Source organism: Streptomyces sp. BK340 (assembly GCF_007827595.1).
Lineage (GTDB): Bacteria > Actinomycetota > Actinomycetes > Streptomycetales > Streptomycetaceae > Streptomyces.
In genome coordinates this window covers 118,752-143,834 of the sequence record NZ_VISR01000002.1, presented here as the reverse complement: position 1 = coordinate 143,834, position 25,083 = coordinate 118,752, and the positions used below count along the sequence as shown (strand labels likewise).

Below are 25,083 nucleotides of genomic sequence, written 5' to 3'. Positions count from 1 at the left end.
GGTCTACACCACGCGAGTGGACTAGACCTCTTGCGGGTCCGCGGGCCACACTGTTCCCCGTGAGACATGTCATCGCCCTGGACGTGGGCGGTACCGGGATGAAGGCGGCCCTCGTCGGAGCCGACACGGCGCTTTCCGGGGGGACACCCCCCAGACCCCCCGTGCTGCTGCATCGCGCCCGCCGCGCGACCGGCCGCGAGCGCGGGCCCGACGCGGTGGTCGAGACCATCCTCGGCTTCGCCGCGGAGCTGCGCGCGTACGGCGCGGAGCACTACGGCGAACCGGCCGCCGCGGCCGGCCTCGCGGTACCCGGCATCGTCGACGAGGAGCACGGCATCGCCGTCTACGCGGCCAACCTCGGCTGGCGGGACGTGCCCCTGCGCGCCCTTCTCGCCGACCGGCTCGGCGTGCCCGTGGCCCTCGGCCACGACGTGCGCACCGGCGGGCTCGCCGAGGGCCGGATCGGCGCGGGCAAGGGCGCCGACCGCTTCCTGTTCGTGCCGCTGGGCACCGGCATCGCCGGCGCCATCGGCGTCGACGGGCGGGTGGAGGCGGGCGCGCACGGCTTCGCCGGCGAGATCGGCCATGTCGTCGTACGGCCCGGCGGAACCCCGTGCCCCTGCGGGCAGCACGGCTGCCTGGAGCGGTACGCCTCCGCGTCCGCCGTCAGCGAGGCGTGGGCGGCGGCCTGCGGGGACCCGGAAGCGGACGCGGCCGACTGCGCGAAGGCCGTCGCGTCCGGCGACCCGAACGCCGTCCGGGTCTGGCAGGAGGCGGTGGACGCGCTGGCCGACGGGCTGGTCACCGCACTCACCCTGCTGGACCCGCGCACGCTGATCATCGGTGGCGGCCTGGCCGAGGCGGGGGAAGTGTTGTTCCAGCCGCTGCGGGACGCCGTCCGCCGGCGGGTCACCTTCCAGAAACTCCCGTCCATCGTCCCCGCCGCCCTCGGCGACACGGCCGGCTGCCTGGGCGCGGGACTCCTCGCCCGGGATCTCCTCAATCACACCGACCCTACGGAGGTAACCCCCTGATGGCAGCCGACCCAGGGGCGCGGGGAACTGCGCGATCAGCCCCCACCGGCCCGCAGGTGCTCACCGGCGCGAAGGTGGTCCTCCCCACCGGAACTGTGGAGAACGGGCAGGTGGCAGTCGATGGCCGGCACATCACCGGTACGGCCCCGGTGAACGCTCAGGTGATCGACGTAACCGGCCACTGGGTGGTCCCCGGCTTCGTCGACATCCACAACCACGGCGGCGGCGGAGCCTCCTTCTCCGGCACGGTGGACGACGTGCTCAGAGCCATCCGCACGCACCGCCTGCACGGCACCACCACCCTGGTCGCCTCCACCGTCACCGACGAGATGGATCTGCTGGTGCAGCAGGCGGGGCTGCTGAGCGAGCTGGCCGAGCAGGGAGACATCGCGGGCATCCACTTCGAGGGCCCGTTCATCTCACCGTGCCGCAAGGGCGCGCACTCCGAGGAGCTGCTGCGCGCCCCGGACCCGGCCGAGGTGCGCAAGCTGATCGACGCGGGGCGCGGCAAGGCGAAGATGGTCACCCTCGCCACCGAGCTGCCGGGCGGCATCGACTCCGTGCGGCTGCTCGCCGAGCACGGCGTGATCGCGGCGATCGGGCACACGGACGCGACCTACGAGCAGACGGTCGAGGCCATCGACGCGGGCGCCACGGTCGCCACCCACCTCTTCAACGCCATGCCGACACTCGGCCACCGCTCCCCCGGCCCGATCGCCGCCCTGCTGGAGGACGAGCGGGTGACGGTCGAGCTGATCAACGACGGCACCCATCTCCACCCCGCCGCGCTGGAGCTGGCGTTCCATCACGCCGGCGCCTCCCGGGTCGCGTTCATCACCGACGCGATGGACGCTGCCGGCATCGGCGACGGCCGCTACATGCTCGGCCCGCTGGAGGTCGAGGTCAGCGAGGGGGTGGCCCGTCTGGTGGAGGGCGGCTCGATCGCGGGCTCCACGCTCACCCTGGACCGCGCGTTCAAGCGGGCGGTGACGGTCGACAAGCTGCCGGTCGAGGACGCGGTCGCCGCGCTTTCGGCCAACCCGGCCCGTCTCCTGGGCCTCTCCGAGCGCATCGGCTCCCTGGAGCCCGGCAAGGACGCCGACCTGGTACTGCTGGACGCGAACTTCGACCTGAAGGGCGTGATGCGCAGGGGTGAATGGGTGGTGACGCCCCAACTGCCCTGATCCGTCCCTCTCTTCGCCGGACGGCGGCCGATCCTCGCACTGGGCCGGCCGCCGTCTGTTTGGCATGATCAGGTCCCCGGAACCGATGGCACAGGACTTCGAGGGAGGTCGGCCCGGGTGATCCTCACGGTCACACTGAACACCGCTCTCGACATCACCTATCGCGTACGGTCCCTGCGGCCGCACACCTCGCACCGCGTCTCGGACGTCATCGAACGGCCGGGCGGCAAGGGCGTGAACGTGGCGCGGGTGCTGGCGGCCCTCGGACACGAGGTGACGGCCACCGGCTTCGCGGGCGGCGCCACCGGCCAGGTGCTGCGCGATCACCTGGCGGCCACGGCCGGCGTGACGGACGCCTTCGTCCGAGTCGCCGGGGCGACCCGCCGCACGATCGCCGTGGTCGACGAACTGTCCGGCGACACGACCCAGTTGAACGAGCCGGGCCCGCAGATATCCCCCACCGAGTGGGGCGTCTTCCTGGACCGCTACGAGGAGTTGCTGGCCCCCGCCTCCGCGGTGGCCCTCTCCGGCAGCCTGCCGCCGGGGGTACCGGTGGGCGCGTACGCGGGCCTGGTCCGCGCCGCCCGTGCGGCCGGCGTCCCCGTGCTCCTGGACACCAGCGGCGAGCCCCTGCGCCGTGGGGTCGCGGCCCGCCCGGACATCATCAAGCCCAACACCGAGGAACTCGCCGAACTCACCGGCTCCCACGAGCCGTTGCGCGCCACCCAGGACGCCCGCCGCCGCGGCGCCCACGCGGTGGTCGCCTCCCTCGGCCCGGAAGGCCTGCTCGCGGCAACCCCCGAGGGCCGCTGGCGCGCCGCGCCTCCGGCCCACATCCACGGCAACCCGACCGGCGCGGGCGACTCGGCGGTCGCGGGCCTGCTGTCGGGACTCGTGGAACGGCTCCCCTGGCCGGAGCGGCTGGCCCGCGCGGTCGCACTGTCGGCGGCAACCGTACGGGCGCCTGCGGCGGGCGAGTTCGACCGGGCGGCGTACGAGGAGCTGCGGGGGCGGGTGGCGGTGACCTGCGAGGTCAGCGCGGCCTAGCTGTCCCGCTTGACCTGGCCCTTCTTCAGCCAGACCTGGTCCAGCAGCACATCGCACGTGTCGCCGGGCTGGCAGGAGATCGAGATGGTGTTCGGGCCCTTGTTCAGCGTCGGCCAGGCGTAGGTCTCCGTCCAGGCCTCCGCCGGGTCGGACTTGTGGGTGAAGTTACCCAGGTTGAGCTTGTTGCCGAAGGGCTTGCCGTTGACGGTGAGGGTCATCTTCTGATCCTCACCGGCGTTGCTGAACCGCGCGAAGATCGTGTAGGTGCCCTGCTCGGGGATGTTGTTGAACGTCCAGGTCGCCGAGGACCCGACCGTGTTCAGCCCTCCCACATAGGTGCCGCCCGCCGCCTGCGCGCCCTTGACGTCCGACAGTTTGGTCGCCCCGCCGGCCAGCTGGAGGGCGTTCGCGTCCGACTTGGGCAGCTCGCCCGGGGCCGCCGTGTTGCTGCTCGACGGGCTCGGCTTGCCGGTCTGGGACTGGGTCGGGGCGGTGCCCACCTGGCTGCTGGACTTGTTGTCGTCCGAGTTGTCGTTGAGCATCGCGATGCTGATGCCGATGACGACCGCGGCGACCACCGCGATCGCGCCGATCAGCAGGCCCTTGGTGTTCGGGCCGCTGCGGGCCGGGGCCGGCGCGGACATGCGGCTCGTCGGGGCACCGCCGGGGAGCGTCTCCGGGGCCTGGTAGTGGGCGTTCGGCTGGCCGTAGGTGCCCTGCTGCTGCGGGACACCGGGCTGCGGCTGCTGTCCGCCGTACGTGCGCTCGCCGACCGAACGCACTCTGCTGACCGAGTTCGGGTAGCCGTACCCGCCGGACGGCGGCTGGGCTCCTCTGGCCTGGCCGTCGGCGTACAGATAGCCGAACGGGTCGTCGTCCTCGGGCGTGCTCGGGCCGTTTTCGCCGGGCGTCATCCCTTGGTCTCCTCAGCAGGTGCGGGTGGATGCGGTACAGGTCTGGAATGGCGAGCCTACCCGCTCTGGCTGGCCCAAACGGGTGACTCGGACCGCATCAACTCACTGACCTGCGGATCATCCGGCGCGTCGGTGCTGTTTGGGACGAGATCGTTTCTCTACGTACATCCGCTCGTCGGCTGACTTCAACACTTCGTCCGCAGTCATGCCGCAGTGTGCCCATCCGATGCCGAAACTGGCGCCCACCCGGACGGCTCGTCCCTCGGCGCGGATGGGCTGGATGATCTCGTTTCGCAGGCGTACGGCGAGGTCCTGGGCGTCGGCCTTGCCGAGGCCGTCGGCGAGGATCACGAACTCGTCGCCGCCGAGGCGTGCCACGGTGTCGCCGTCGCGGACGCCTCGGGAGAGCCTGCGGGCGACCTCGATCAGGACCGCGTCGCCCGCGTTGTGCCCGAAGCGGTCGTTGATCGACTTGAAGCCGTCCAGGTCGCAGAAGAGGACCGCGAGGCCCTTGGTGCCGTCGTCGCGGCCGTCCTCGGGGGCGATGGTGTGGACGTGGTGGTCGAAGCCGTCGTACGACTCCGCGCCCGGCACGAAGTCGAAGCCGTGGCCGACGGGGGTGTCGAAGGCGGGGTGGCCGTAGGCCGCGTCGAGGGACTCCAGGGCGCCGGCGTGGGCCGGGCGCTGACACAGGCGTGCCGACAGCCGGGAGCGCAGCTCGGCGGAGTTCGGCAGGCCGGTGAGGGAGTCGTGGGAGGCGCGGTGGGCGAGCTGCAGCTCGCGGCGCTTGCGCTCCTCGATGTCCTCGACGTGGGTGAGCAGGAAGCGGGGGCCGTCGGCGGCGTCCGCGACGACCGAGTTGCGCAGCGACACCCATACGTACGAGCCGTCGCGGCGGCCGAGGCGCAGTTCCGCGCGGCCGCCCTCGGCGGAGGTCCTGAGCAGGGTCCCGATGTCCTCGGGGTGGACGAGGTCGGAGAAGGAGTAGCGGCGCATCGCGGAGGCGGGGCGGCCCAGCAGGCGGCACAGGGCGTCGTTGGTGCGCAGGATCCGGCCGTGCTGGTCGCCGCCCATCTCGGCGATCGCCATGCCGGAGGGGGCGTACTCGAAGGCCTGCCTGAAGCTCTCCTCGCTGGCTCGCAGCGCCTGCTGCTCCCGCTCGAGGCGGACCAGGGCGCGCTGCATATTGGCACGTAGACGCGCGTTGCTGATCGCGATGGCGGCCTGGAAGGCGTACATCTGGAGAGCCTCGCGGCCCCAGGCGCCGGGGTGACGGCCGTTGCGCGGCCGGTCGACGGATATGACGCCCAGCAGCTCACCGGAGGAGCCGCCCGGCGCGCCGGGCGTGTACATCGGTGCGAAGAGCCGGTCGGAGGGGTGCCACTCGTCCTCGAAGCGGGGCGCGGGCCCGTCGGTGTACCACTGCGGGACGTCGTCGTCGTCCAGCACCCAGCCCTCGGTGTGCGGTATGAAGATCAGGTCGCCCCACTGCTCGCCCATGTTCAGCCGGCGCAGCCAGGAGTCGCGGGAGCCGACCCGGCCGGTGATCAGGGCCTCGGCGGCGGGGTTGCCGGAGAAGGCGGCGACGACGAGGTCACCGTCCTGGCGCACGAGGTTGACGCACGCCATCTCGTACCCGAGGGCGTTCACCGCGCCGTCGGCGACGGTCTGCAGTGTGTCCGCCAGGCTGCGTGCCGTGTTCATGTCGGCCATGACCTGGTGCAGCTGTCGCAGGGACGCAAGACGGACATACGGCTCCGACTCGGTCTCCATGCTCGCCCTCCCCCCGAGACCTCGCAGCGAATCAAGGGTTGTCTTCGGCGCTTCCTTACCCCGGTGGTTCTTGTCGTGCTCCTAGCTTCCCGCCACTGAATCACAGCGCGCTGCCCACTCGGTACACAGGGTCAACAATTCCCGCCCCTTGTGACTCAAGTCACAGAAGAACATGAACAATTGGGTGGAGTTTCTGCGTTTTCCCTGTGCGATTACTGAACGCGGGCTTTGCGAGTGCGTTCACATCATGCACACATCGCCGGCCGCTCATCGTCCCCGGGTCCTAGGACCCGGTTCGGTCCAGGGCCCGATGCGGCGTGCCCGGAACGGAGATTAGCGTCTGCGGCGTGCTGAACACTCCCTCACCCACCGTCGCACCCCCGTCCGGGCATGCTGAGGGGGTGAGCAACGACGAGTTCCGGGCCGCGATGTCCCGGCTGGCCGCGGGCGTGGTCCTGGTGACCGCGCAGGAGCCGCCGCTGGACCCGGACGACCCGACCGCGCCGGGCGGCGAGGACGTCGGCATGACCGCCACGGCCTTCATGTCCGTCTCGCTGGACCCGCCGCTGGTGCTGGTCAGCCTGCGCACGGGCGCCCGCATGGACGACCTGCTCGACGAGCAGCCGCTGTGGGCGGTCTCGGTCCTCGCCGAGAGCCAGCGCCACGTCGCCGGCCGCTTCGCCATGAAGGGCCGGATCAGCGACCGTCTGCTCTTCGAGGACCTCCCCCACGTCCGCGGGGAGACCTCCGGCGCCCCGCTGGTGGGCGGCGCGCTGGCCACCCTGGAGTGCCGCACCGAGCAGCGGGTGACGGCCGGGGACCACACCCTCGTGATCGGCCGGGTGCTGACCGCCCGGGTACCGAGCACCGAGGGCGGACCACTGCTGTATTTCCAGGGCCGTTACCGGCAGTTGGGGTAATCGGGCGCCGTGGAATTCCGTGGCCGTGTCGTGAACACCCGTATCAATAGGCCCGGATGACTGCTCGTCCGGAAGGGGGATATCCCCGGGGGAATCCGGAGGGGCTACGACCAGTCGCGGCCGGACCTGCCCCGCTTGGTGTCCGAGCGCTGCTTCTTCTCCCGCAGCCGCCGCTCGTTGATCCCACGCGGGATCCGGGTCGGCCGGCGCGGCTTGGGCGGTGGGGCCGTCGCCTCGGCGAGGAGGGCGGCCAGGCGCACGGCGGCGGTCTCGCGGTTGCGCCACTGGGAGCGGTGCTCGGAGGACCGTACGACCACGACCCCGTCGACCAGCCGCCCGGCCAGCCGCTGCAGCGCCCGCTCCTTCCACACCTCGGGGAGCGCCTCGGTGCCCGCGAGGTCGAAGCGCAGCTCCACCTGCGAGTCGCTGGTGTTCACATGCTGCCCGCCGGGCCCGGAGGATCTGGAGAAACGCCACGTCAGCTCGGCCTCGGGAAGCGAGACCGAGCCACGGATGAAGTAAGGCCCGGACATGCATCCCATGTTCCCGTTCCAGCCCGCCTCGCGTCATCCGGTTTTCGTCGCGGGTAAAAATGGTAAAGGGATCCGGAACCATCGGGACCCCCCTCGACGTTCTCCCCGGTGACGGTAGCTTCGTCGGCACAGAAACCTAAAAGGGAAGGGACTCCCAATCATGGCTGTAAGCCTGTCCAAGGGTGGCAACGTCTCGCTCACCAAGGAGGCTCCGGGCCTGACCGCCGTCACCGTGGGCCTCGGCTGGGACGTCCGCACCACCACCGGCACGGACTTCGACCTCGACGCCTCCGCCATCGCGGTGAACACGCAGGGCAAGGTCTACTCCGACGCCCACTTCGTGTTCTTCAACAACAAGCAGACCCCGGACAACTCCATCGTCCACACGGGCGACAACCGCACCGGCGAGGGCGCGGGCGACGACGAGGCGATCAACGTCAACCTCGCGGCCCTCCCGGCCGACATCGACAAGATCGTCTTCCCGGTCTCCATCTACGACGCCGAGAACCGCGGCCAGAACTTCGGCCAGGTCCGCAACGCCTACATCCGCATCGTCAACCAGGCCGGCGGCGCCGAGATCGCCCGCTACGACCTCTCCGAGGACGCCGCCACCGAGACGGCCATGGTCTTCGGCGAGCTGTACCGCAACGGCGCGGAGTGGAAGTTCCGCGCGGTGGGCCAGGGCTACGCCTCGGGCCTGGTGGGCATCGCCCAGGACTTCGGCGTGAACGTCTGACGGACACCGCGCCGCGCGAGGACCCCCGGCTTCGGCCGGGGGTCCCGGTATTCGGGGCCCTGCAGCAGCCCTACCGGCTCGCCGGCCGGTAATACCCGAGCACGGCGGACAGCTGGGCGAACCACTCGCCCAGCCGCGCCCTCGGCTTCGCCTCGACGACGCACTCGTAGAACCGGCCGTCGGGGAGGACCACCGCCACCATCAGGGCCTTGCCGGACGGATTCGCCTTGTAGTGGACGCTGCGGATGTCCTGCCAGGGGAACTCGACGGACATCCCGTGGTCCTCGAAGGCCACCCCCTGGGTGTCGACCACGATCGAGTTGTGGCGGTCGACCGCCATGAACTCCGGCCCGCCGGCCTGCGGTGGGGGCGTCGGGGGGTAGGCGTACTGGGGCGGCGGGGGGCCGAAGCCCGGCTGGGCGGTGGCCGGCGGGAGCGGTGACGGCGGCTGCCCGCCGTAGGGGGGCTGGTTGCCGTACGGCGGTGGCTGGGTCGTCATCGTCTTCCGTCTCCCCGGACATGGTGTGGCTTCGGCGGAAATCTATCCAGTAGCCCGGTGACCCCGGAAAGAGAGCCGGTCGGTGGATAGGGTCCCGTCATGCTCCTCGAACAGCTCTCGACGACCGACGGCTCCCTCCCCGCCGAGCTGCTCACCGAGCTCACGGCCCTGTACGCCTCCAACCGCGAGTTCCACGCGCTCAGCGGTGACTTCCCCGACCCTGACGACGTACGGCCCGAGCAGGTGGCGGCCGCGCTGGCCGACGAGTTGGCGCATCCGGACGCCGAGGTGCTGCTCGCCCGCAGCCGGGGCCGGGTGGTCGGGATCGTGATCACGCTCGCGCGGCACCCCGACCCGGCCGACCCGGACCCGTGGATCGGGCTGCTGATGGTGGACGCGGCCGAGCAGGGCAAGGGGTACGGCCGACAGGTCGCCACGCTGGTCGAGGAGCGTTTCCGCACCGCCGGGCGCCGGGCCGTCCGGCTCGCCGTCCTGGACGACAACCCCAAGGGGCTGGCCTTCTGGACCGCCCTCGGCTACGAGGTCGTCGACCACCGCCCCGACCGCGCCCACGGCCGCCCCTGCGCCGTGCTGCGCAAGGTCCTGCGGACACCCCGGCGGGCGGCCCGCGTCGCCGTCGTGGACCCCGAGGGGGCGGTGCTCCTCTTCCGTTACGACAACGTCGAGACCGGCGTCCACTGGGCCCTGCCCGGCGGCGGCCTGGAGCCGGGCGAGGGCCCGGCCGAGGGCGCCCTGCGGGAGCTGGCCGAGGAGACCGGCTGGACCGACCTGAAGCCCGGCCCTCTCCTGTGCACCTGGGAGCACGACTTCACCCGCGTGGGGATCGCCGTCCGCCAGCACGAGCACATCTACGTCACCCACGGCCCCCGCCGCGAACCGGCCGGACCCGGCCTCGCCGCAGCCCACGCAGCCGACGGCATCCTCGACTGGCGCTGGTGGAGCCGGCAGGAGCTGGCCGAGGAGGCGGAGCCGGTGTGGCCGCCGGACCTCGCGCGACTGCTGGACGAGTGGGAAGGCCGAACGGGCGGGGCGTGACACTCGGCGGGTCAAGTCCGCTTGATCAAAGGGTAGTTGGCCGCGTGCGGTGCGTTCGGATAGCGGATTCCGAGGCACGGCTTTCGGATACGAACACGTAAAATCTTGTCGGCACTCTGTCAAACAAGCCGTTCTCGGTGTCACTCTCTCCCCGCCGCCGCAACTCTGTGCATCCCCTGTGTCCTGCCTGCGTCTCCAACCCCACGGAGACCAGCGCCTGAAGGAGATCGAGTGAGACAGCAGCCCCACGCTCCCCGCACCTCCCGCAAGACCGCCGTGCGCGCCGCAGCCCTGGTCGGCTCGGCCGCGATGGTCGTCCTCGCCCTGCAGAACGGCGCCGCCACCGCCGCCCCCACGCACACCCCCGGTGCCACCGCCCTCCCGCTCGGCGTCACGGCCCGGGCCGCCGCCATCGAGTCGGCCCAGCACCACGCCGGTGCGGCGGCCCGCGAACTCGGCCTCGGCGCCAAGGAGAAGCTGGTCGTCCGGGACGTGGTGAAGGACGCGGATGGTACCGTCCACACCCGTTACGAGCGGACGTACGCCGGGCTCCCCGTCCTCGGCGGCGACCTGGTCACCCACGTGGCGAAGAACGGTTCGTTCAAGGGCGTCAGCAAGGCGGTCAAGGCCCGGATATCCGTGCCGACCACCACCGCGGCCGTCTCCCCCGCTGACGCGAGGAAGACCGCCCTCAAGGCCGCCGGCACCGCCAAGGCCGCCGCCTCGACCTCCCGCAAGGTCGTCTGGGCCGCCGGCGCCAAGCCGGTCCTCGCCTACGAGTCCGTCGTCAAGGGCCTCCAGCACGACGGCACCCCGAGCGAGCTGCACGTCATCACCGACGCGCAGAGCGGCAAGAAGCTCTACTCCTACGAGGGCATCGACACCGGCACGGGCACCAGCCGGTACAGCGGCACGGTCACGATCGGCACCACGGCCTCCGGCTCCGGCGGCTACGACCTGATCGACGGCGGCCGTGGCGGCCACAAGACGTACGACCTGAACGGCGGCACGTCCGGCACCGGTGCCCTCTTCCACGACGCCGACGACGTCTGGGGCGACGGCAGTGTGACCAACCGCCAGACCGCCGCCGTCGACGCCGCCTACGGCGCCGCCGTCACCTGGGACTTCTACAAGTCCGCGTTCAACCGCAACGGCATCGCGGGCGACGGCAAGGCCGCCTACTCCCGTGTCCACTACGGCAACGCCTACGTCAACGCCTTCTGGGACGACAGCTGCTTCTGCATGACGTACGGCGACGGCGCGGGCAACGCCGACCCGCTCACCTCGCTCGACGTGGCCGGCCACGAGATGAGCCACGGCCTGACCGCGGCCACGGCGAAGCTCAACTACAGCCGTGAGTCCGGCGGTCTGAACGAGGCCACCTCGGACATCTTCGGCACCTCGGTGGAGTTCTTCGCGAACAACTCCTCCGACCCCGGTGACTACCTCATCGGCGAGAAGATCGACATCAACGGCGACGGCACCCCGCTGCGCTACATGGACAAGCCCAGCAAGGACGGCGGCTCCGCCGACTACTGGTCGAAGACGGTGGGCCGCCTCGACGTGCACTACTCGTCGGGCGTCGCCAACCACTTCTTCTACCTGCTGAGCGAGGGCAGCGGCGCGAAGACGATCAACGGGGTCTCCTACAACTCCCCGACCTACGACGGTTCCACGGTCACCGGCATCGGCCGGGCCAAGGCCGACCAGATCTGGTACAAGGCCCTGACCACGTACTTCACGTCGACGACCAACTACGCGGGCGCCCGCACCGGCACCCTGCAGGCCGCGGCGGCCCTGTACGGCTCGGGCAGCGCGGAGTACAACGCGGTGGCGGCTGCCTGGAAGGCGGTCAACGTCAAGTAGCCGCACGCGCACGGTGGTACTCCGGCCGGGCCGCCCGTCACGGGTGGTCCGGCTTGCCGTCGCCGTACAGCCAGTCCTTCCAGATCTCGCGGAAGTCCTTGCCCGGGGCCTTCTTCTCCACGTACGCGGTGAAGTCGGCCGTGTCGGCGGTGCCGTAGCGGTGGGCGGCGGCCCAGCCCTGGATGATGTCGTAGAAGGTGTCGTCGCCGACCTTCTGGCGGATCTTCTGCAGGACCATCGCGCCGCGCTGGTAGACCGGGCTGTCGGAGATGTGCGCGGCGCTGGAGGGTCTGGCCGGCGGGAAGGCCCAGATCTCCTCGTGGTCGCCCTTGTACAGGTCGGTGAAGGTCTGCTGGGCGCTCTTGCCGCCGAAATCCTCCTTGTACAGCCACTCCGCGTATGTCGCGAAGCCCTCGTTGAGCCACATGTCCCGCCAGCTCTTCGGCGTGACCGAGTCGCCGTACCACTGGTGGGCGAGTTCGTGCACGAGCGTGCTGGTGTCGAGCTGGTCGGCGGGGAGGACGGGCCGGGTCTGGGTCTCCAGGGCGTAGCCGGCGTCGCCGGGGCGGTCGACGATCGCGCCGGTTGAGGAGAACGGGTACGGCCCGAAGTTGGTCTCCTCCCAGTCGATGATCTCGGGGATCTTCGCGAGCACCTTCGCGCTGTCCTCGGCCTGGGTGGGGTCGACCGCGGTGAGCACGGGCAGACCGTGCGGGCCCGTGGTGCGGGTGATGTCGTAGTGCCCGATGGCGACCGTGGCGAGATAGCTGGCCATGGGCTGGGCGCAGTGCCAGGCGTAGGTGGTCCGGCCGCCCTTGGTCCGCCGGCCGGTCAGCTCTCCGTTGGAGACGGCCTGGAGGCCCTTCGGGACGGTGACGGTGATGTCGTACGTCGCCTTGTCCGAGGGGTGGTTGTTGCCGGGGAACCAGGCCATGGCGCCGACGGGCTCGCCGAGGGCGAGCGCGCCGTCGGCGGTGCGCAGCCAGCCCTCCTCGGAGCCGTCGGGGTCGGTGAGGGTCTTCGGTCTGCCCGCGTAGCGGACGGTGACGCTGAACGTCTCGCCCTGGTCGAGGTCGTCGTGGGGCCGGACGGTCAGCTCCTGGCCGGCGCGGTTCCAGCGGGCGCTCCTGCCCTCGACGGTGACCGAGTCGACGTCCAGTCCGGCGAGGTCGAGGTCGAAGGCGGACAGGTCCTTCGTGGCGCGGGCGGTGATGACCGCCTTGCCGGTGAGGTGGCGGGTGTCGGGGGTGTAGTCGAGGGTGAGGGCGTAGTGGGTGACGTCGTAGCCGCCGTTGCCCGCCTTCGGGAAGTACGGATCGCGCACGCCGGAGCCCCCTGGGGTGCCGTGGACCCCGCCGTCGCACGCGGTGCCGGTGAGGGCGAGAGCGAGCAGGGTGGCGACCGCCGGGACAAGGCGTGCGGATCTGGACATGTCATCGATCTTAGGCGGGCGGGCACGCGGCAGCGGGGGCGGGCGGTGGGCGTGACACCATCTCTTCCGTGCTCGACATCGGCTACGCCCTCTCCAACCGCTTCCCGGACCCGCCGCAGACCGACTACCGCCGCGCGGACGTCCATGCGCTGCGGCACGACCTGTTCTGCGGGGACGTCTATCTCGCGGACACCAAGTCGGACCGGGAGCTGTCCACAGCCTGGGGATGGGTGCCGGTGCTGGACTTCGCGTGGGCGCTGTGCGACATCGCGGAGCAGCTGGACCGGGACCCCATGGGCTCCCGCGCCGCCCGGCCGCAGCACGCGGAGCTGGACTTCACCGAGTCCAGCGACCGCATGCTGTTCGAGCGCCGCTTCGGCTGGGTGGACGTCGAGGCCGACTGGATGCCGGCCGAGGAGCCCCCGCTCACCTTCTCCCACACCGAACTCCGCCGCGAGGCCCGGGACTTCCTGCACGACCTGATCGCCGACCTGACCGACCTGCACGAGGACCTGGCGGAGAACCCGGCCGTGTGGACGCTGCAGGCCCGCTTTCCTCGAGTGCCGTGACGCCGCGCGCCGCTCAGGCGCCGGACGGGCTGTTCTACTCCACCCTGATCCCCAGTTCGTGTGCCAGCACCGGCGCCAGGTCGAGCAGCTGCCCGGTGCTGATCACCGCCCCCGACAGCCGGTCCAGGCCCCGGACGACCTCCAGCGGGGCGGCCCCGCGCAGGTCCACGTCCGTCAGGGTCGCACCGCTGAAGTCGGCCTCCTTCAGGGCGCAGTCGAGGAACTCGACCCGCTCCAGACGGGCGCCCGCGAAGTCCGGCTCGACCAGGACGCAGGAGTCGAAGACCACGTCCTTGAGGCGGGCCTCGCGCAGGTTCAGATAGTCGATCTTGCCGCCGCGGATCACGACCCGCTCCAGGACGGCGCCGTGGAGCTGGGTGCCGCCGAGGCGGGGGTCGATCAGCTCGACGTCGCGGAGCGTGGACTCGGCGAGCTGGGTGCCGACCCCCCGCAGGCCGGTGAGGACCGAGTCCAGGAAACGGGCCCGGCCCAGTGCCGTCTCGTCCACCGCGCAGCCCGTCAGCGCGCAGTCCAGGAAGCGGGCGCCCGCGCCGTCCTGCCCGGCCAGGTCCGCCTCCCGGAACTCCAGCCCGTCGTAGTCGCCGTCCGGCGCCAACTCCCCGTCCGTCCAGGGCTCCAGGGGCGGCAGCCGCAGCTCCGGCCGCCGTGCGCCCTTGATCCCCGCCTTGCCCGTGCCCGTCGCTCTCCTCGCCATGGCCCCATGCTGCACCCCTCCTCTGACAATCCGCCTGAGCTGCGGAAACCGGATCCGCGCCGGGCCGATGTCACATTTCGGGGTCCTGTTCGGTCGTATGCACGGAAGGTGTACCGACCCGAGGGAGAGCACACCCCATGCATCGCATCACCGTCGTCGGCGGCGGCTTCGCCGGGCTCACCGCCGCCATCACGGCCGCCGAGGCAGGCGCCAAGGTCACCGTGTACGAGGCCCACCACACCCTGGGCGGCCGGGCCCGCACCGCCGAGGCGCCGTACCGGACGAACGAGGGCCCGCACGCCCTCTACAGCGGCGGCCCGCACTGGACCTGGCTCAAGCAGCGGGACCTGATCGGGCCGCTCGCCCCGCTCCCGCCCCTGGAGGCGGCCCGGCTGCGGCTGCGTCACCACGGCGTCCTGCGCCGCACCCCGCCCTTCGCCCTGCTCAAACTGCTGCGCCCCGGCATCCGCCAGGCCCCCGTCGACACCGGCTTCCTCAGCTGGGCGACCGGCGTCGCCGGCGAGGAGGGCGCCCGGGCCGCGGCGAACTACTCCGCCGTCGCCCTCTTCCACCACGACCCGGGCTCCCTGTCCGCCGCCTTCGTGCAGGAACGGCTGCGCCGGGCCACCAAGCTGCCACCGGAGGCGCACTATCCACGCGGCGGCTGGGCGAGCGTCATCGACCGGATGGCCGCGCGGGCCTGGAATCTCGGTGTGCGGATCGAGACGCTGTCCCGCGTCGACACCCTGCCGACCGACACCCCCGTGGTCGTCGCCACCTCCCTGCCCGCCGCCCGGCGGCTGCTCGGCGACGACTCGCTGACCTGGCCCGGCGGCCGTACCGTCCTGCTCGACCTCGCCCTGCGCACCCGGCGCGGGGACGCCTTCGCCGTCTCCGACCTGGACGCGCCCGGCTGGGTCGAGCGGTTCACCGCGCAGGACCGGACCCTGGCCCCGGCCGGCGAACAGCTGCTCCAGGGGCAGATCCCGATCGGCCCGGGCGAGGCGCGCGGCGACGGTCTCGCCCGGGCCGAGGAGCTGCTCGACCTGGCCTTCGAGGGATGGCGGGAGCGGGTCACCTGGCGCCGGGAGTCCGTGGCGGAGGGCCGTACGGGGGCCGTGGACCTGCCGGGAACCAGCTGGCGGGACCGCCCCGCGGTGGACCGCGGCGACGGTATCTACCTGGCCGGCGACCAGGTGGCGGCACCGGGTGTGCTGTCGGAGGTGTCCTTCAACAGCGCGGTCACCGCGGTGTCGCTGATCCTCGGCCGGACCGCCCTTGACCTCAAGCATGCTTGAGGTCGAAGAGTGGCTCCCGGAGACGGAGACACGATCACTGGGGGGTCCCATGCACGCCGTGCGCCTGTACACCTTCGGACCGGCCGAGAACCTGACCTACGAGGAGGCCGCGGACCCGGTGCCGGGGCCCGGCGAGGTGCGGATCGCCGTGTCGGCGGCCGGGGTGCACCTCCTCGACACGGCCCTGCGCGAGGGCCGGCAGGGGCCGCTGCCCGAACCGCCCGTACTGCCGACCGTCCCCGGCCGCGAGGTCGCGGGGGTCGTGGACGCCCTCGGCGACGGCGTGGAGGAGGCGTGGCTCGGCCGGCGGGTGGTCGCCCACCTGGGCTTCGCGCCCGGGGGGTACGCCGAACTCGCCGTCACCGCCGCCGAACGCCTGCACGAGATCCCGGAAGGACTCGGCTTCGCCGAGGCCGTCGCCATGATCGGTACGGGGCGTACGGCGCTGGGGATCACGCAGTTCGCCGAGCCGGGTCCGGACGACGTGGTCGTCGTACCGGCGGCCGCCGGCGGCATCGGCACCCTGCTCGTGCAGTACGCCAAGAACGCCGGAGCGACGGTGATCGGCCTCGCGGGCGGGCCGGAGAAGACCGCCCGCGTGCGGGCCGACGGCGCCGATCTCGCCGTCGACTACAACGACACCGCCTGGCCGGCCAAGGTCCGTGCCCATCTCGCAGGGCCCGCGAGCGAGCCGAAGGGGCACGCCGCGCACAAAGGGGGGCCCGCCACGATCGTCTACGACGGCGTCGGCGGTGCCGCCGCCCGGGAGGCCGTCGCGCTGCTCGGGCCCGGCGGCCGGCATCTCGTCTTCGGCTGGTCGGCGGAGGGCATCGGGGAGGAAGCCCGGGGCCACTTCGTCGACGGACTCTCCGAGTCGGTCCTCGGCCCGGCGATGCTGCGGAAGGCCGGCGGTCTGCGCGCCCTCGAACTGCGCGCCCTCACCGAGGCCGGCCAGGGCCGCCTGCGCCCGGCCGTCACCCGTTTCCCACTCTCCGAGGCGGCCGCGGCACACCGGGCGCTGGAGAACCGCGGCACGATCGGAAAGGTGGTGCTGGAGCCATGAGGGACAAGCCGACAGACCCACCGCGGTCCCGGAGGGCGTGGTGCACGGCTACACGGTCGCCATCCGGTGGGCCGCCGGCATCATGCTCCTCGCCGGCCTGGTCGCGGGCCTGACGGGCACGGCCAGGGCCCCCGGCCACGGCGCACGGACCGGGGGACGGGGGGGCGGAGCCGGCGGCCCGAACCGCCGGGCCTCCCGGCTTGCGCCCGTGGCCCGGGGACCCGTGATGCCTCAGTGGCGCCCCGCCACCCGGTCCGCGATCTGCGCCAGGCGGGAGGACTCCGTGCCCGGGTGGAGGAGTTCACGCCGGTCGGCCGCGCGGTAGGTGGCGTACATGCCCTGGACGCCGAGCCAGCGGAAGGGTTCCGGCTCCCACTTGCGGACCTTGTGGTTCACCCAGGGCAGGTCGGTCAGCTCGGTGCGGCCGGCCTGGCCGGAGTCCTGCTGGACGAGGTCGCGCAGGGTGCGGGCGGCGAGGTTGGTGGTGGCGACGCCCGAGCCGACGTAACCGCCCGCCCAGCCGAGGCCGGTGGCCCGGTCGAGGGTGACCGTGGCGCACCAGTCGCGCGGGACACCGAGGACACCGGACCACGCGTACGCGACGCGCACACCCGCGAGGGCGGGGAAGAAGCGGGTCAGGATCTCCTGGAGAGCCTCGATCGTCTCCGGCTGCGTGCGGCCGTCGTTGTCGGTGCGCGAGCCGAAGCGGTACGGCACCCCGCGCCCGCCGAGCGCGATCCGCCCGTCGGCCGTGCGCTGCGCGTACATGTAGGCGTGCGCCATGTCGCCCAGCGTCTCCCGGCCGTCCCAGCCGACGGCCGCCCACTGCTCGTCGGTGAGCGGCTTGGTGGCGATCATCGAGGAGTTCATCGGCAGCCAGGTGCGCCGCTGGCCCTTCAGGGAGGCGGTGAAGCCCTCCGTGCAGCGCAGGATGTAGGGGGCGCGGAGCGTGCCGTAGGGGGTCACGGCGTGCTTGGGGCGGATCTCGGTGACCGGGGTCGACTCGTGGATGGTGACGCCGAGCGCCTCCACGGCCGCCGCGAGGCCCTTCACCAGCTTCACGGGGTGCAGCCGGGCGCCGTGCGGGGTCCAGGTCGAGCCGACCGCGCCGGCCACCCTGATCCGCTCGGCGGTCTGCCGGGCACCGTACAGCTCGCGGTCCTTCTCGCCGTACGACAGCTCGTGCTCGTGGAACGCCTTCAGCCGCGCCAGCTGGGCGGGCGTCGTCGCCACTTCGAGCACCCCGCCGCGGTGCACGTCGGCGTCGATGCCCTCGGCCTCGGCGACCGCGACGACCTCGGCCACGGTGTCGTTCATCGCCTTCTGCAGCCGTACGGCGGCCTCGTGGCCGTGCAGCTTCGCGTACCGGTCGCGGCCCGCGACGCCGTTGTACAGCCAGCCGCCGTTGCGGCCGGAGGCGCCGTAGCCGCAGAACTTCTGCTCCAGGACGGTGATCCGGAGGAAGGGGGCGGCCTTCTTGAGGTAGTACGCGGTCCACAGCCCCGTGTAGCCGCCGCCGACGATGACGACGTCCGCCGACGCGTCCCCGGACAACGGCTCCCGCACCGCGGGGAGACCGTCGTCCGCGTACCAGAAGGAGATGCCGCCGTTGACGACACCGCTTGCCGTGCTGCTCATGCGCGGACGTTAACCCACGGAGCAGCCGGTGTCTCCTTCGGATTCCGTGCTTTTCCAAGGCCCCGCTTCCACTGACCGCCCTGCCGTAGAGGGCAGTCGGGAGCCCTGCTTGCCGTGCTGCTCATGTGCGGACGTCAACCGTTCCTGGAGACTGAGTGGAAGTGGGTCCTACGGGGCGAGGCACGCGCACGGTGGGGGAGCCGATGGGCAGCGAGGTTCGACAGGACGACGACGGCGCCGGGTTGGCGGAACTGCGGAAGGAGGCGGAGGACGCCGTCCGGGAGGCCCGACGGCTGCTGGACCTCGCGGAGCACTGGCCGCCCGCCGAGACGTTGAGGCCGGTGGGCGAGCGGCTGATCGCCGCGGAGGCCGGGCTGGCCGGGCGGAACGAGGAGGAATTCCTCCCTGTCGTCACCATCCACCTTTGCCTCGTGCTCGGCGCGCGTTGCCTGAGCAGGAACGAAAGCGCGTCGTCCGGTTCCAGCGAGCGGACGGCGGCGTTACAGCGCCTGCGGTGGGTGGACCGCAAAGTGGGACCGCCGGAGAGCCTGCTCGTGGTGCAGGCCCGCATGATGCTGGTCTTCCTGCTCGTGCCCTGGATGCTGCCCCGCCCCGACGGCACCCGCACCGCCCTTCAGGAAGCGTTGCTCTCCGCCGCCGACGACCGCGTGCTGACCGAGTCGTTGCGCCGGGACATCACGGAAGCCCTGGAGGTGGTCGGCCGCATCGCCGCGGCCCCGCTCGACCCGGCGCTCCAGAAGCGGACCGCGAGCGTCAAGCGGGACCTCGAGCTGATACTCACCCCTGGCTGGGCTTCCCCCGGCACGACGGCGGAGACGGCAGCGACGGAGACGGCAGTGGCACCCACCGAAGCGGCAGCCACACCCGACGGCGCCCAGAGCGCCGATGAGGCCATCGTCCCCGAGGACGCGCTGCTCGCCGCCGTCCGCGGCCTGGCCGCCCTGGCCGGCTCACGCAGCACGCCGCGGTTCACCCGCGTGCTGGTCTGGCTCAACGCCGAACTGAACTCCGGACGCGGCGGTCCGGGCGGGGGCTCGGACCTGGTGGACCCGGAAGCCGCGGCTCTGCTGCGCCAGGCCGGCGTCGGCAGGGCAGCCGGCACGGACGGCATCCGCCGCGCCGCGGACCTGGTGTTGCAGGCACTGCGCGCGTTGCCCCCGGACGCACCGGAGCGGGCCCGGGTCGCCAGACTCCACGGCTACCTGCTCGTCACAGTGGAGACCCGGGAGCCCGGTTCGGTCGACTTCGGCACGGTGGAGCGGCCCGAGCCGGAACCGGACGACGGCAGCGGCGGCCGCCTCGACGAGTGGCCGATCAGCTTCCCCGTGGAGCCCGGCTTCTTCGACTATCTCGACAGCCATATGCAGGACTTCGTCTCCCACCTCGGCATTCGCGAGCGGCGCTCCGCGGCCGCCCACGACCGGTTCCTGGCCCAGCGAACCGGCGATCCCGGCTACCTGGAGGACGCCGCCACCCTGCTCAAGGAGGCGCTCGACGCGAGCCCCGCGGACTCGTGGTGGGCCACGGCCCTGCGGGTGGAGCTGGCCGAGGTCGTGGAGTCCGCCGCCTCCAGCGGCGGCATCTTCCACGACTCCGACGTCTCCCTGGCCGCCATGCGCGGGCTGGGCGCCACCCTGGAAGGCGAGGGCTCACTGCCGCCCGACGCACCGTTGGCCCTCGACTTCACGCTCTCCCTCGCCGACAGCGAGCTGCGGCGCGCGGAGCGCACCGGAGACCACGAGGCGCTGGCACGCCTGAGCGAGGAGCTGCGCGGCAGGCACGCCGCCCTGCCGGTGGACAGCGAGTGGCGCGACCAGGTGGCGAAGCGGTTGGAGCGGCTCGGCGAACTGCGCGCCGAGGCAGAGTCGGACACCGGGCGCGAAACGCCCGGAGGGGCCGGGGCCGCCGACCCCGTCGACGAGCGAGCGGCGCTGGAGCGCGACGTCGCCGAGATCCGCCGGCGGCTCGGCGAACCCGTGTCCTATCACGGGCAGGAGTACGACCTGCGTGCCCAACTCGGTCTGCGGCTGCAGCTCGCCGTCGTGCGCGGCGAGCAGGACCCGGCGGTTCTGGACGAGGCCATCACCGAGCTGACCCGCGTCCGCGCACTGCTCGCCGAAGGGCGTGGCGCACACCGGCGCGTGGACATCCTGAAGATCCTGGCCGAGGCCCACGTCATGCGCTCCGCCCGGCCCGGCGCGCACGCCCCCGACGACCTGCTGGCGTCCGTACGGATCACCCGTGAGGCACTGGCCGAACTGGCCGCCGACGTCCTGCTCCAACTCGGCGCCGACCACGGCCTGTCGGCGGCCCTCAACGGGGCCCTGCTGACACGGCGGCTGGCCTTCGTCGACTTCCGTCTGGGCCGGGCGGCCGACGCGGTGACCGATCTGGAGATGGGGCGCGCCCTGGTGCTGCAGGCCGCCACCGCCGCCCGGAGCATCCCCGAGCTGCTCGACGACGCCGGCCAGTCCGCACTGGCCCGGCAGTGGCGCGCCCAGGTCCCCACGGACCCGCTGCGGTCCCGGACCAGTGACGCACCGCCCTCGTCGGCCGACGGCCCGCCGATCCCGGGCGCGCTGCGGCGCAGGGCACTGTCCGTGCTGGGCGTCCACCCCGGTGCCGGGGAGGGGTCGGGCACCCGGCAGCTGGTGGGCGCGGCGGACGTGGCCCAGTTGACGGACGGTCTCGCCGCCACGGGCACGGACGCGCTGGTCTACCTGGTGCCCGGTGCGCCCCTGTCCAACGGCCCTTGGCTCGGCCACGCGCTGATCCTGCGCCCGGGCGCCGCTCCCTTCATCCTTCCTCTGCCGCAGATGAAGGCTCCGGGCAGCCCGCCGCTGGAGCGCTACCTCGACGCCGCGGCGGAACGCTCCCGGGCGCTGGCCGACCCGGACCTGCACGCCTCGTGGCAGGCCGCCTGGGACGGGCATTGGCAGGCGGCGCTGGGCGACCTGTGCGACTGGGCCTGGAAGGCGGCGATGGGCCCGGTGCTCGCGGCCGTACGCCCGCTGTCGGCGGCCCTGGGGCCGTACGCCCGGCTGCCGCGGATCGTGCTGGTGCCCTGCGGCCCGCTCGGTGTCGTGCCGTGGCACGCCGCACGCATCCGTGGCCTGGGCGAGCACGGTCACCGGTACGCCTGCCAGGAGGCCGTGCTCAGCTACGCCCCGTCCGGCACCCATTTCCTCGCCTCGGCCGCCCGCCGCCGCATGCCTCCCGGCGCCGGCCGGCAGGTACTCGTCGCCGACCCGGAGCTGACCCTGCCGTGGGCCGAGGTGGAGACGGCCGCGCTGCGGGCCGGCTGCTACCCGGACGCGCTCCGCTACGGCGAGTTCGTCACCACGGACGAGCCGCCGGACGCGGCGGGCACGCCGGAGGAGCTGCTCGCCGTGCTGCCCGGCGGCGCGGCACCGGCGTCCGTGGTCCATCTGTCCTGCCATGCCGTCGCCGCGCCGCGCCCCACCGACTCCGCGCTGTGGCTGGCCGGTCCGCCCGGTGCGGGCGAGGACGCCGGCCGGCTCACCGTGGCCGGCATCCTCGACGGCGCGTACGGCCGCCGGCCGGACACCGCGGGTCCGCTGGTCGTGCTCAGCGCCTGTGAGACCGACCTGAGCACGCGTCACCACGACGAGGCGCTGACCCTCGCCACCGCGCTGGTCACGGGCGGCGCCGCCGACGTCGTGGGGTCCCGCTGGGCCGTGCGGGACAGTGCCACCGCCGTGATGATGGCCGTCTTCCACCACCACCTCACCGCCGGTGGACTGGCCCCGCCCGACGCGCTGCGCGCCGCCCAGCTGTGGATGCTCAACCCGCACCGCAGGGTCCCGCAGACCCTCGACGGCCTCCTCCGCCGCGAGGCCACCCGCCCCGACCTGCACCGTCTGCACCACTGGGCCGCCTTCACCCACCAGGGCAACCCGGCGTCCGCGGCGACGGGGTGAGGGCGGCCGCAACCGTCAACCCGTGGTGACGCTCCGCAGCGCGGCGCGGGCCTGGGCCAGGGTCTCCTTCGGGTTCCATGCTCTGCCGCGGCCTCTGACCAGCGGATAGCACGCGAGACCGATCAGCACGGACAGGAAGTGCCCGAAGTCGGTGAAGGTGCGGCTGGTGGCGAGGGGGACCGTGTAGACCGCGAGCACGACCGCCAGGTACAGGTACCGCCAGGGCGCCGCGATCCGGTAGGTGAGCACCGCCACCACGCCCGCCAGGGCGTAACTCACGCCGATGTCCAGGGTGTTGACCGCGGAGTGCGGGGCCATGCCGTCGTGGATCGCCTTCAGCAGGGCCAGCTCGCTGATCAGCGTGGCGAACATGTGGGCGGCCACGCACACCGCGAGCCAGCGCAGGGTGCCGAGCCAGCGTTCGGCCTGGGCGTGGAAGACGGTGTACAGGACCGCGTACGGCAGCCAGTGCCCGCTGTCGATCCACATCGCGCTGGTGATCAGCACCCGTACCGGGTTCCGCGACAGCTCGTGGATGTTGGTCGACCGCTGCCGCAGGAAGTCCTCCTCGAACTCCGGCGACATGTGGTGCAGGGCGACGGTGGTGACGAACAGGATCAGCAGCCAGACGTAGGTGCCCGGGGCACTGCGGACATAGGCCACCGGCCCCGGGGCGCGGCGGATGCAGGCCGCGGCCGCCCGGAGCCCACGCCGACATCGGGTGACCCGTTTCACAGACGTCAGTATGGTCGGCAAGGTGATCGAGGTGCCCGGCGAGCTGGCCGCTTCTCAGGAGAAATTCAACGGGGAGGCGGGGCGCGCGTTCGTCGCGGACCTGCCGCGGCGGGCCGGGGAATTCCTCGGACGCTGGGAGCTGCGGGTCGACGGACCCGCGATGAACGGGGTGGCCGCGCTGGTCCTGCCGGTCGTCCGGGCCGACGGCAGCGGGGCGGCGCTCAAGCTGCAGCTGCCCGACGAGGAGAGCGCGGGCGAGCCGGTGGCCCTGCGGACGTGGGGCGGGGACGGGGCCGTACGGCTGCTGGAGCACGACGAGCCGACCGGCACGCTGCTGCTGGAGCGGCTGGACGAGAGCCGCATGCTGACCGCTGTGCCGGACGCGCGCGAGGCGGTCCTGGTCATCGCCGGGCTGCTGGCCCGGCTGACGTCCGTGCCGGCCCCCGCGGGACTACGCCGTCTGGGCGATGTCGCGCGGGCGATGCTGGACCGGGTGCCCCGGGCGCTCGGCCGGGTTCCGGACCCGGCGGACCGCCGTCTGGTCGCGGACTGCGCGGCCGCGGTGCGCGAGGTGGTCGCCGAGCCCGGCGACCGGCTGCTGCACTGGGACCTGCACTACGAGAACGTACTGGCCGCCGGCCGGGCACCGTGGCTGGCCATCGACCCGAAGCCGCTGGCCGGGGACCCCGGCTTCGACCTGCTGCCCGCGATCTGCAACCGGTACGACCCCGCCGGGACCCGCTGGCGTTTCGACGCGCTGACGGACGTGCTGGGCCTGGACCGGGAGCGGGCCCGGGCGTGGTCGCTGGGGCGGGTGCTGCAGAACCGTCTCTGGGAGACAGAGGCCGGCAGGCCGCTGGAGGGCGTGCAGCTGGAGATCGGGCGGGAGCTGCGCGGCGGCTGACACGCCGCCGGATGGCCCATCCGGCCTTTATGGGATTAAACGGTCATACTGTACGCGATATGAAGAGATGTCACATCGCATATCTCGCCTGCACCGCGGCCCTCGTCGGCGCGGGACTGGGTACGGCCCCCGCCTCGGCCGCCCACAAAACCCTGCTGGTCCACCCGGGCGAGTCCATCCAGAAGGCGGTGGACGCCGCGGGGGCCGGAGACACCGTGCTCGTGCTCGGCGGCACCTACCACGAGAGTGTCAAGATCAAGACGCCCGGGCTGACCCTGCGGGGTGTGGGCCCGGGAACGGTGATCAGGCCCGTCGACGGGAAGGCCTCGAAGAAGGCCGTCAACAGCTGCACCGCGGGCGCCTACGGCATCTGCGTGGTGGGCACCAAGTCCACGAACGTCAAGGGCGTCACCGTCGAGGACCTGGCCGTGACCGGCTTCAGCCGGACCGGTGTGTTCGGCATGGCGACGGACACCATGACCGTCCGCCGGGTGCACGCCTACAAGAACGGCGTGTGGGGCATCGCCCAGGAGCGGTCCGTGCACGGGCAGCTCCTGTTCAACTACGCCCACGACAACGGCGACGCGGGCCTGTTCCTCGCCAACACCGTCACGGAGGAGGCGGGCGCCTACGACGCCGGGCAGACGCTGGTCGCGCGCAACCGCCTCGAGAACAACCGGATTGGCGTCACCGTGCGCAGGCTGCGCAACCTCACCGTCGCGGAGAACCACGTCACCGGCAACTGCGCCGGGGTGTTCGTCGTCGGCGACGAGAACAAGCCCAAGGCCGGCGCCCTGGAAGTGACCGCCAACCGCGTCGTCAGGAACAACAAGTCCTGCCCCAAGACCGAGCGGCTGCCCGCCCTCCAGGGCTCCGGCATCGTCCTGACCGGCACCGAGCAGGTCTCGGTCACCGGGAACCTGGTCACCGACCACTCGGGCAAGTCCCCGCTGTCGGGCGGCATCGTGCTGTTCAAGAGCTTCGTGGGCGTCACCGGCGACAAGAACCGGGTCAGCGACAACATGCTCGCGAACAACTCCCCGGCGGACCTCGTCAACACCGACACCGGCAAGGGCAACACCTTCCAGCACAACGCCTGCCGGGCCTCGAGGCCCGCGGGCCTGTGCTGACCGCACCCGCACCGCACCCGCACCGCACCCGCACCGCACCCGCTGGACCGACGAACACCGAAAAGAGAGGGCGGC

At 72.4% G+C, this 25,083-nt stretch carries 21 protein-coding genes; 13 read left to right on the top strand and 8 right to left on the bottom strand.

The window, feature by feature from the left end; translation table 11 throughout:
- Positions 1-59: 59 nt before the first annotated feature.
- The 3 genes from FB157_RS04000 (at position 60) to FB157_RS03990 (ending at position 3,265) form a co-directional block, all read left to right on the top strand.
- Positions 60-1,034 carry an ROK family protein gene (locus tag FB157_RS04000; protein WP_145876002.1) on the top strand — a complete coding sequence of 325 codons (975 nt, stop codon included), beginning with the start codon at positions 60-62 and terminating at the stop codon, positions 1,032-1,034.
- Positions 1,034-2,218, top strand: a complete 1,185-nt coding sequence (nagA, locus tag FB157_RS03995; protein WP_186581335.1) for an N-acetylglucosamine-6-phosphate deacetylase — start codon at positions 1,034-1,036, stop codon at positions 2,216-2,218. The genes FB157_RS04000 and nagA overlap by 1 nt, the downstream gene beginning before the upstream one ends.
- 117 nt (positions 2,219-2,335) lie before the next feature.
- The gene (locus tag FB157_RS03990) at positions 2,336-3,265 is read left to right on the top strand and encodes a 1-phosphofructokinase family hexose kinase (RefSeq protein ID WP_145876000.1); all 930 of its coding nucleotides are present in this window, start codon (positions 2,336-2,338) and stop codon (positions 3,263-3,265) included.
- Here the strand turns inward: FB157_RS03990 and FB157_RS03985 are convergent.
- Together FB157_RS03985 and cdgB are read right to left on the bottom strand one after the other, a co-directional pair.
- Positions 3,262-4,179 carry a carbohydrate-binding protein gene (locus FB157_RS03985; RefSeq protein ID WP_145875998.1) on the bottom strand — a complete coding sequence of 306 codons (918 nt, stop codon included), beginning with the start codon at positions 4,177-4,179 and terminating at the stop codon, positions 3,262-3,264. The genes FB157_RS03990 and FB157_RS03985 overlap by 4 nt on opposite strands.
- A 117-nt stretch (positions 4,180-4,296) precedes the next feature.
- Positions 4,297-5,952 (bottom strand): diguanylate cyclase CdgB, encoded by a 1,656-nt coding sequence (gene cdgB / locus FB157_RS03980; protein ID WP_145875997.1) that lies wholly within the window; start codon positions 5,950-5,952, stop codon positions 4,297-4,299.
- A 347-nt stretch (positions 5,953-6,299) separates the two neighbouring features.
- Between cdgB and FB157_RS03975 the strand changes: the two genes are divergently transcribed.
- A complete protein-coding gene (locus FB157_RS03975) occupies positions 6,300-6,872 on the top strand; it encodes a flavin reductase family protein (protein ID WP_145875994.1) in 573 nt (190 codons plus the stop codon).
- A gap of 104 nt (positions 6,873-6,976) precedes the next feature.
- On the opposite strand, the gene arfB is transcribed toward FB157_RS03975, so the two are convergent.
- A complete protein-coding gene (arfB, locus tag FB157_RS03970) occupies positions 6,977-7,414 on the bottom strand; it encodes an alternative ribosome rescue aminoacyl-tRNA hydrolase ArfB (RefSeq protein WP_145875992.1) in 438 nt (145 codons plus the stop codon).
- A 151-nt stretch (positions 7,415-7,565) separates the two neighbouring features.
- Here arfB and FB157_RS03965 point away from each other — a divergent pair, with 151 nt between their 5' ends.
- Positions 7,566-8,141 (top strand): TerD family protein, encoded by a 576-nt coding sequence (locus FB157_RS03965; RefSeq protein ID WP_020940795.1) that lies wholly within the window; start codon positions 7,566-7,568, stop codon positions 8,139-8,141.
- A 70-nt stretch (positions 8,142-8,211) separates the two neighbouring features.
- On the opposite strand, the gene FB157_RS03960 is transcribed toward FB157_RS03965, so the two are convergent.
- Positions 8,212-8,640 carry a hypothetical protein gene (locus tag FB157_RS03960; RefSeq protein ID WP_145875990.1) on the bottom strand — a complete coding sequence of 143 codons (429 nt, stop codon included), beginning with the start codon at positions 8,638-8,640 and terminating at the stop codon, positions 8,212-8,214.
- 99 nt (positions 8,641-8,739) lie between these two features.
- On the opposite strand from FB157_RS03960, the gene FB157_RS03955 reads away from it, so the two are divergent.
- Both FB157_RS03955 and FB157_RS03950 read left to right on the top strand, forming a co-directional pair.
- A complete protein-coding gene (locus FB157_RS03955; RefSeq protein WP_145875988.1) occupies positions 8,740-9,696 on the top strand; it encodes a bifunctional GNAT family N-acetyltransferase/NUDIX hydrolase in 957 nt (318 codons plus the stop codon).
- A 309-nt stretch (positions 9,697-10,005) separates the two neighbouring features.
- Positions 10,006-11,562 (top strand): M4 family metallopeptidase, encoded by a 1,557-nt coding sequence (locus FB157_RS03950; protein ID WP_145876764.1) that lies wholly within the window; start codon positions 10,006-10,008, stop codon positions 11,560-11,562.
- 37 nt (positions 11,563-11,599) lie between these two features.
- On the opposite strand, the gene FB157_RS03945 is transcribed toward FB157_RS03950, so the two are convergent.
- Positions 11,600-12,994, bottom strand: a complete 1,395-nt coding sequence (locus FB157_RS03945; protein WP_186581334.1) for a M1 family metallopeptidase — start codon at positions 12,992-12,994, stop codon at positions 11,600-11,602.
- Positions 12,995-13,062: 68 nt separating this feature from the next.
- Here FB157_RS03945 and FB157_RS03940 point away from each other — a divergent pair, with 68 nt between their 5' ends.
- Positions 13,063-13,563, top strand: coding sequence for a hypothetical protein (locus FB157_RS03940; protein ID WP_145875986.1), 501 nt, complete (start codon positions 13,063-13,065; stop codon positions 13,561-13,563).
- Positions 13,564-13,597: 34 nt separating this feature from the next.
- On the opposite strand, the gene FB157_RS03935 is transcribed toward FB157_RS03940, so the two are convergent.
- Entirely contained in the window at positions 13,598-14,278 is a 681-nt protein-coding gene (locus tag FB157_RS03935; RefSeq protein ID WP_145875984.1) for a pentapeptide repeat-containing protein, read from the bottom strand.
- A gap of 137 nt (positions 14,279-14,415) precedes the next feature.
- On the opposite strand from FB157_RS03935, the gene FB157_RS03930 reads away from it, so the two are divergent.
- Positions 14,416-15,576, top strand: a complete 1,161-nt coding sequence (locus FB157_RS03930) for an FAD-dependent oxidoreductase (RefSeq protein ID WP_145875983.1) — start codon at positions 14,416-14,418, stop codon at positions 15,574-15,576.
- 49 nt (positions 15,577-15,625) lie between these two features.
- On the top strand, positions 15,626-16,639 hold the full coding sequence (locus tag FB157_RS03925; protein ID WP_145875981.1) for a zinc-binding dehydrogenase: 1,014 nt from the start codon (positions 15,626-15,628) through the stop codon (positions 16,637-16,639).
- A gap of 231 nt (positions 16,640-16,870) precedes the next feature.
- On the opposite strand, the gene FB157_RS03920 is transcribed toward FB157_RS03925, so the two are convergent.
- The gene (locus FB157_RS03920) at positions 16,871-18,277 is read right to left on the bottom strand and encodes an FAD-binding oxidoreductase (RefSeq protein WP_145875979.1); all 1,407 of its coding nucleotides are present in this window, start codon (positions 18,275-18,277) and stop codon (positions 16,871-16,873) included.
- Between the two features lie 203 nt (positions 18,278-18,480).
- Between FB157_RS03920 and FB157_RS03915 the strand changes: the two genes are divergently transcribed.
- The gene (locus tag FB157_RS03915; protein WP_145875977.1) at positions 18,481-22,239 is read left to right on the top strand and encodes a CHAT domain-containing protein; all 3,759 of its coding nucleotides are present in this window, start codon (positions 18,481-18,483) and stop codon (positions 22,237-22,239) included.
- Between the two features lie 15 nt (positions 22,240-22,254).
- Here FB157_RS03915 and FB157_RS03910 read toward each other — a convergent pair whose 3' ends face one another.
- Positions 22,255-22,923 (bottom strand): rhomboid-like protein, encoded by a 669-nt coding sequence (locus FB157_RS03910; protein WP_186581368.1) that lies wholly within the window; start codon positions 22,921-22,923, stop codon positions 22,255-22,257.
- Positions 22,924-22,984: 61 nt separating this feature from the next.
- Here FB157_RS03910 and FB157_RS03905 point away from each other — a divergent pair, with 61 nt between their 5' ends.
- Both FB157_RS03905 and FB157_RS03900 read left to right on the top strand, forming a co-directional pair.
- The gene (locus tag FB157_RS03905; protein WP_186581333.1) at positions 22,985-23,878 is read left to right on the top strand and encodes an aminoglycoside phosphotransferase family protein; all 894 of its coding nucleotides are present in this window, start codon (positions 22,985-22,987) and stop codon (positions 23,876-23,878) included.
- 59 nt (positions 23,879-23,937) lie between these two features.
- Positions 23,938-25,008: a nitrous oxide reductase family maturation protein NosD gene (locus FB157_RS03900; RefSeq protein WP_145875975.1), complete on the top strand. Its 1,071-nt coding sequence runs from the start codon at positions 23,938-23,940 to the stop codon at positions 25,006-25,008.
- Positions 25,009-25,083 lie beyond the last annotated feature (75 nt).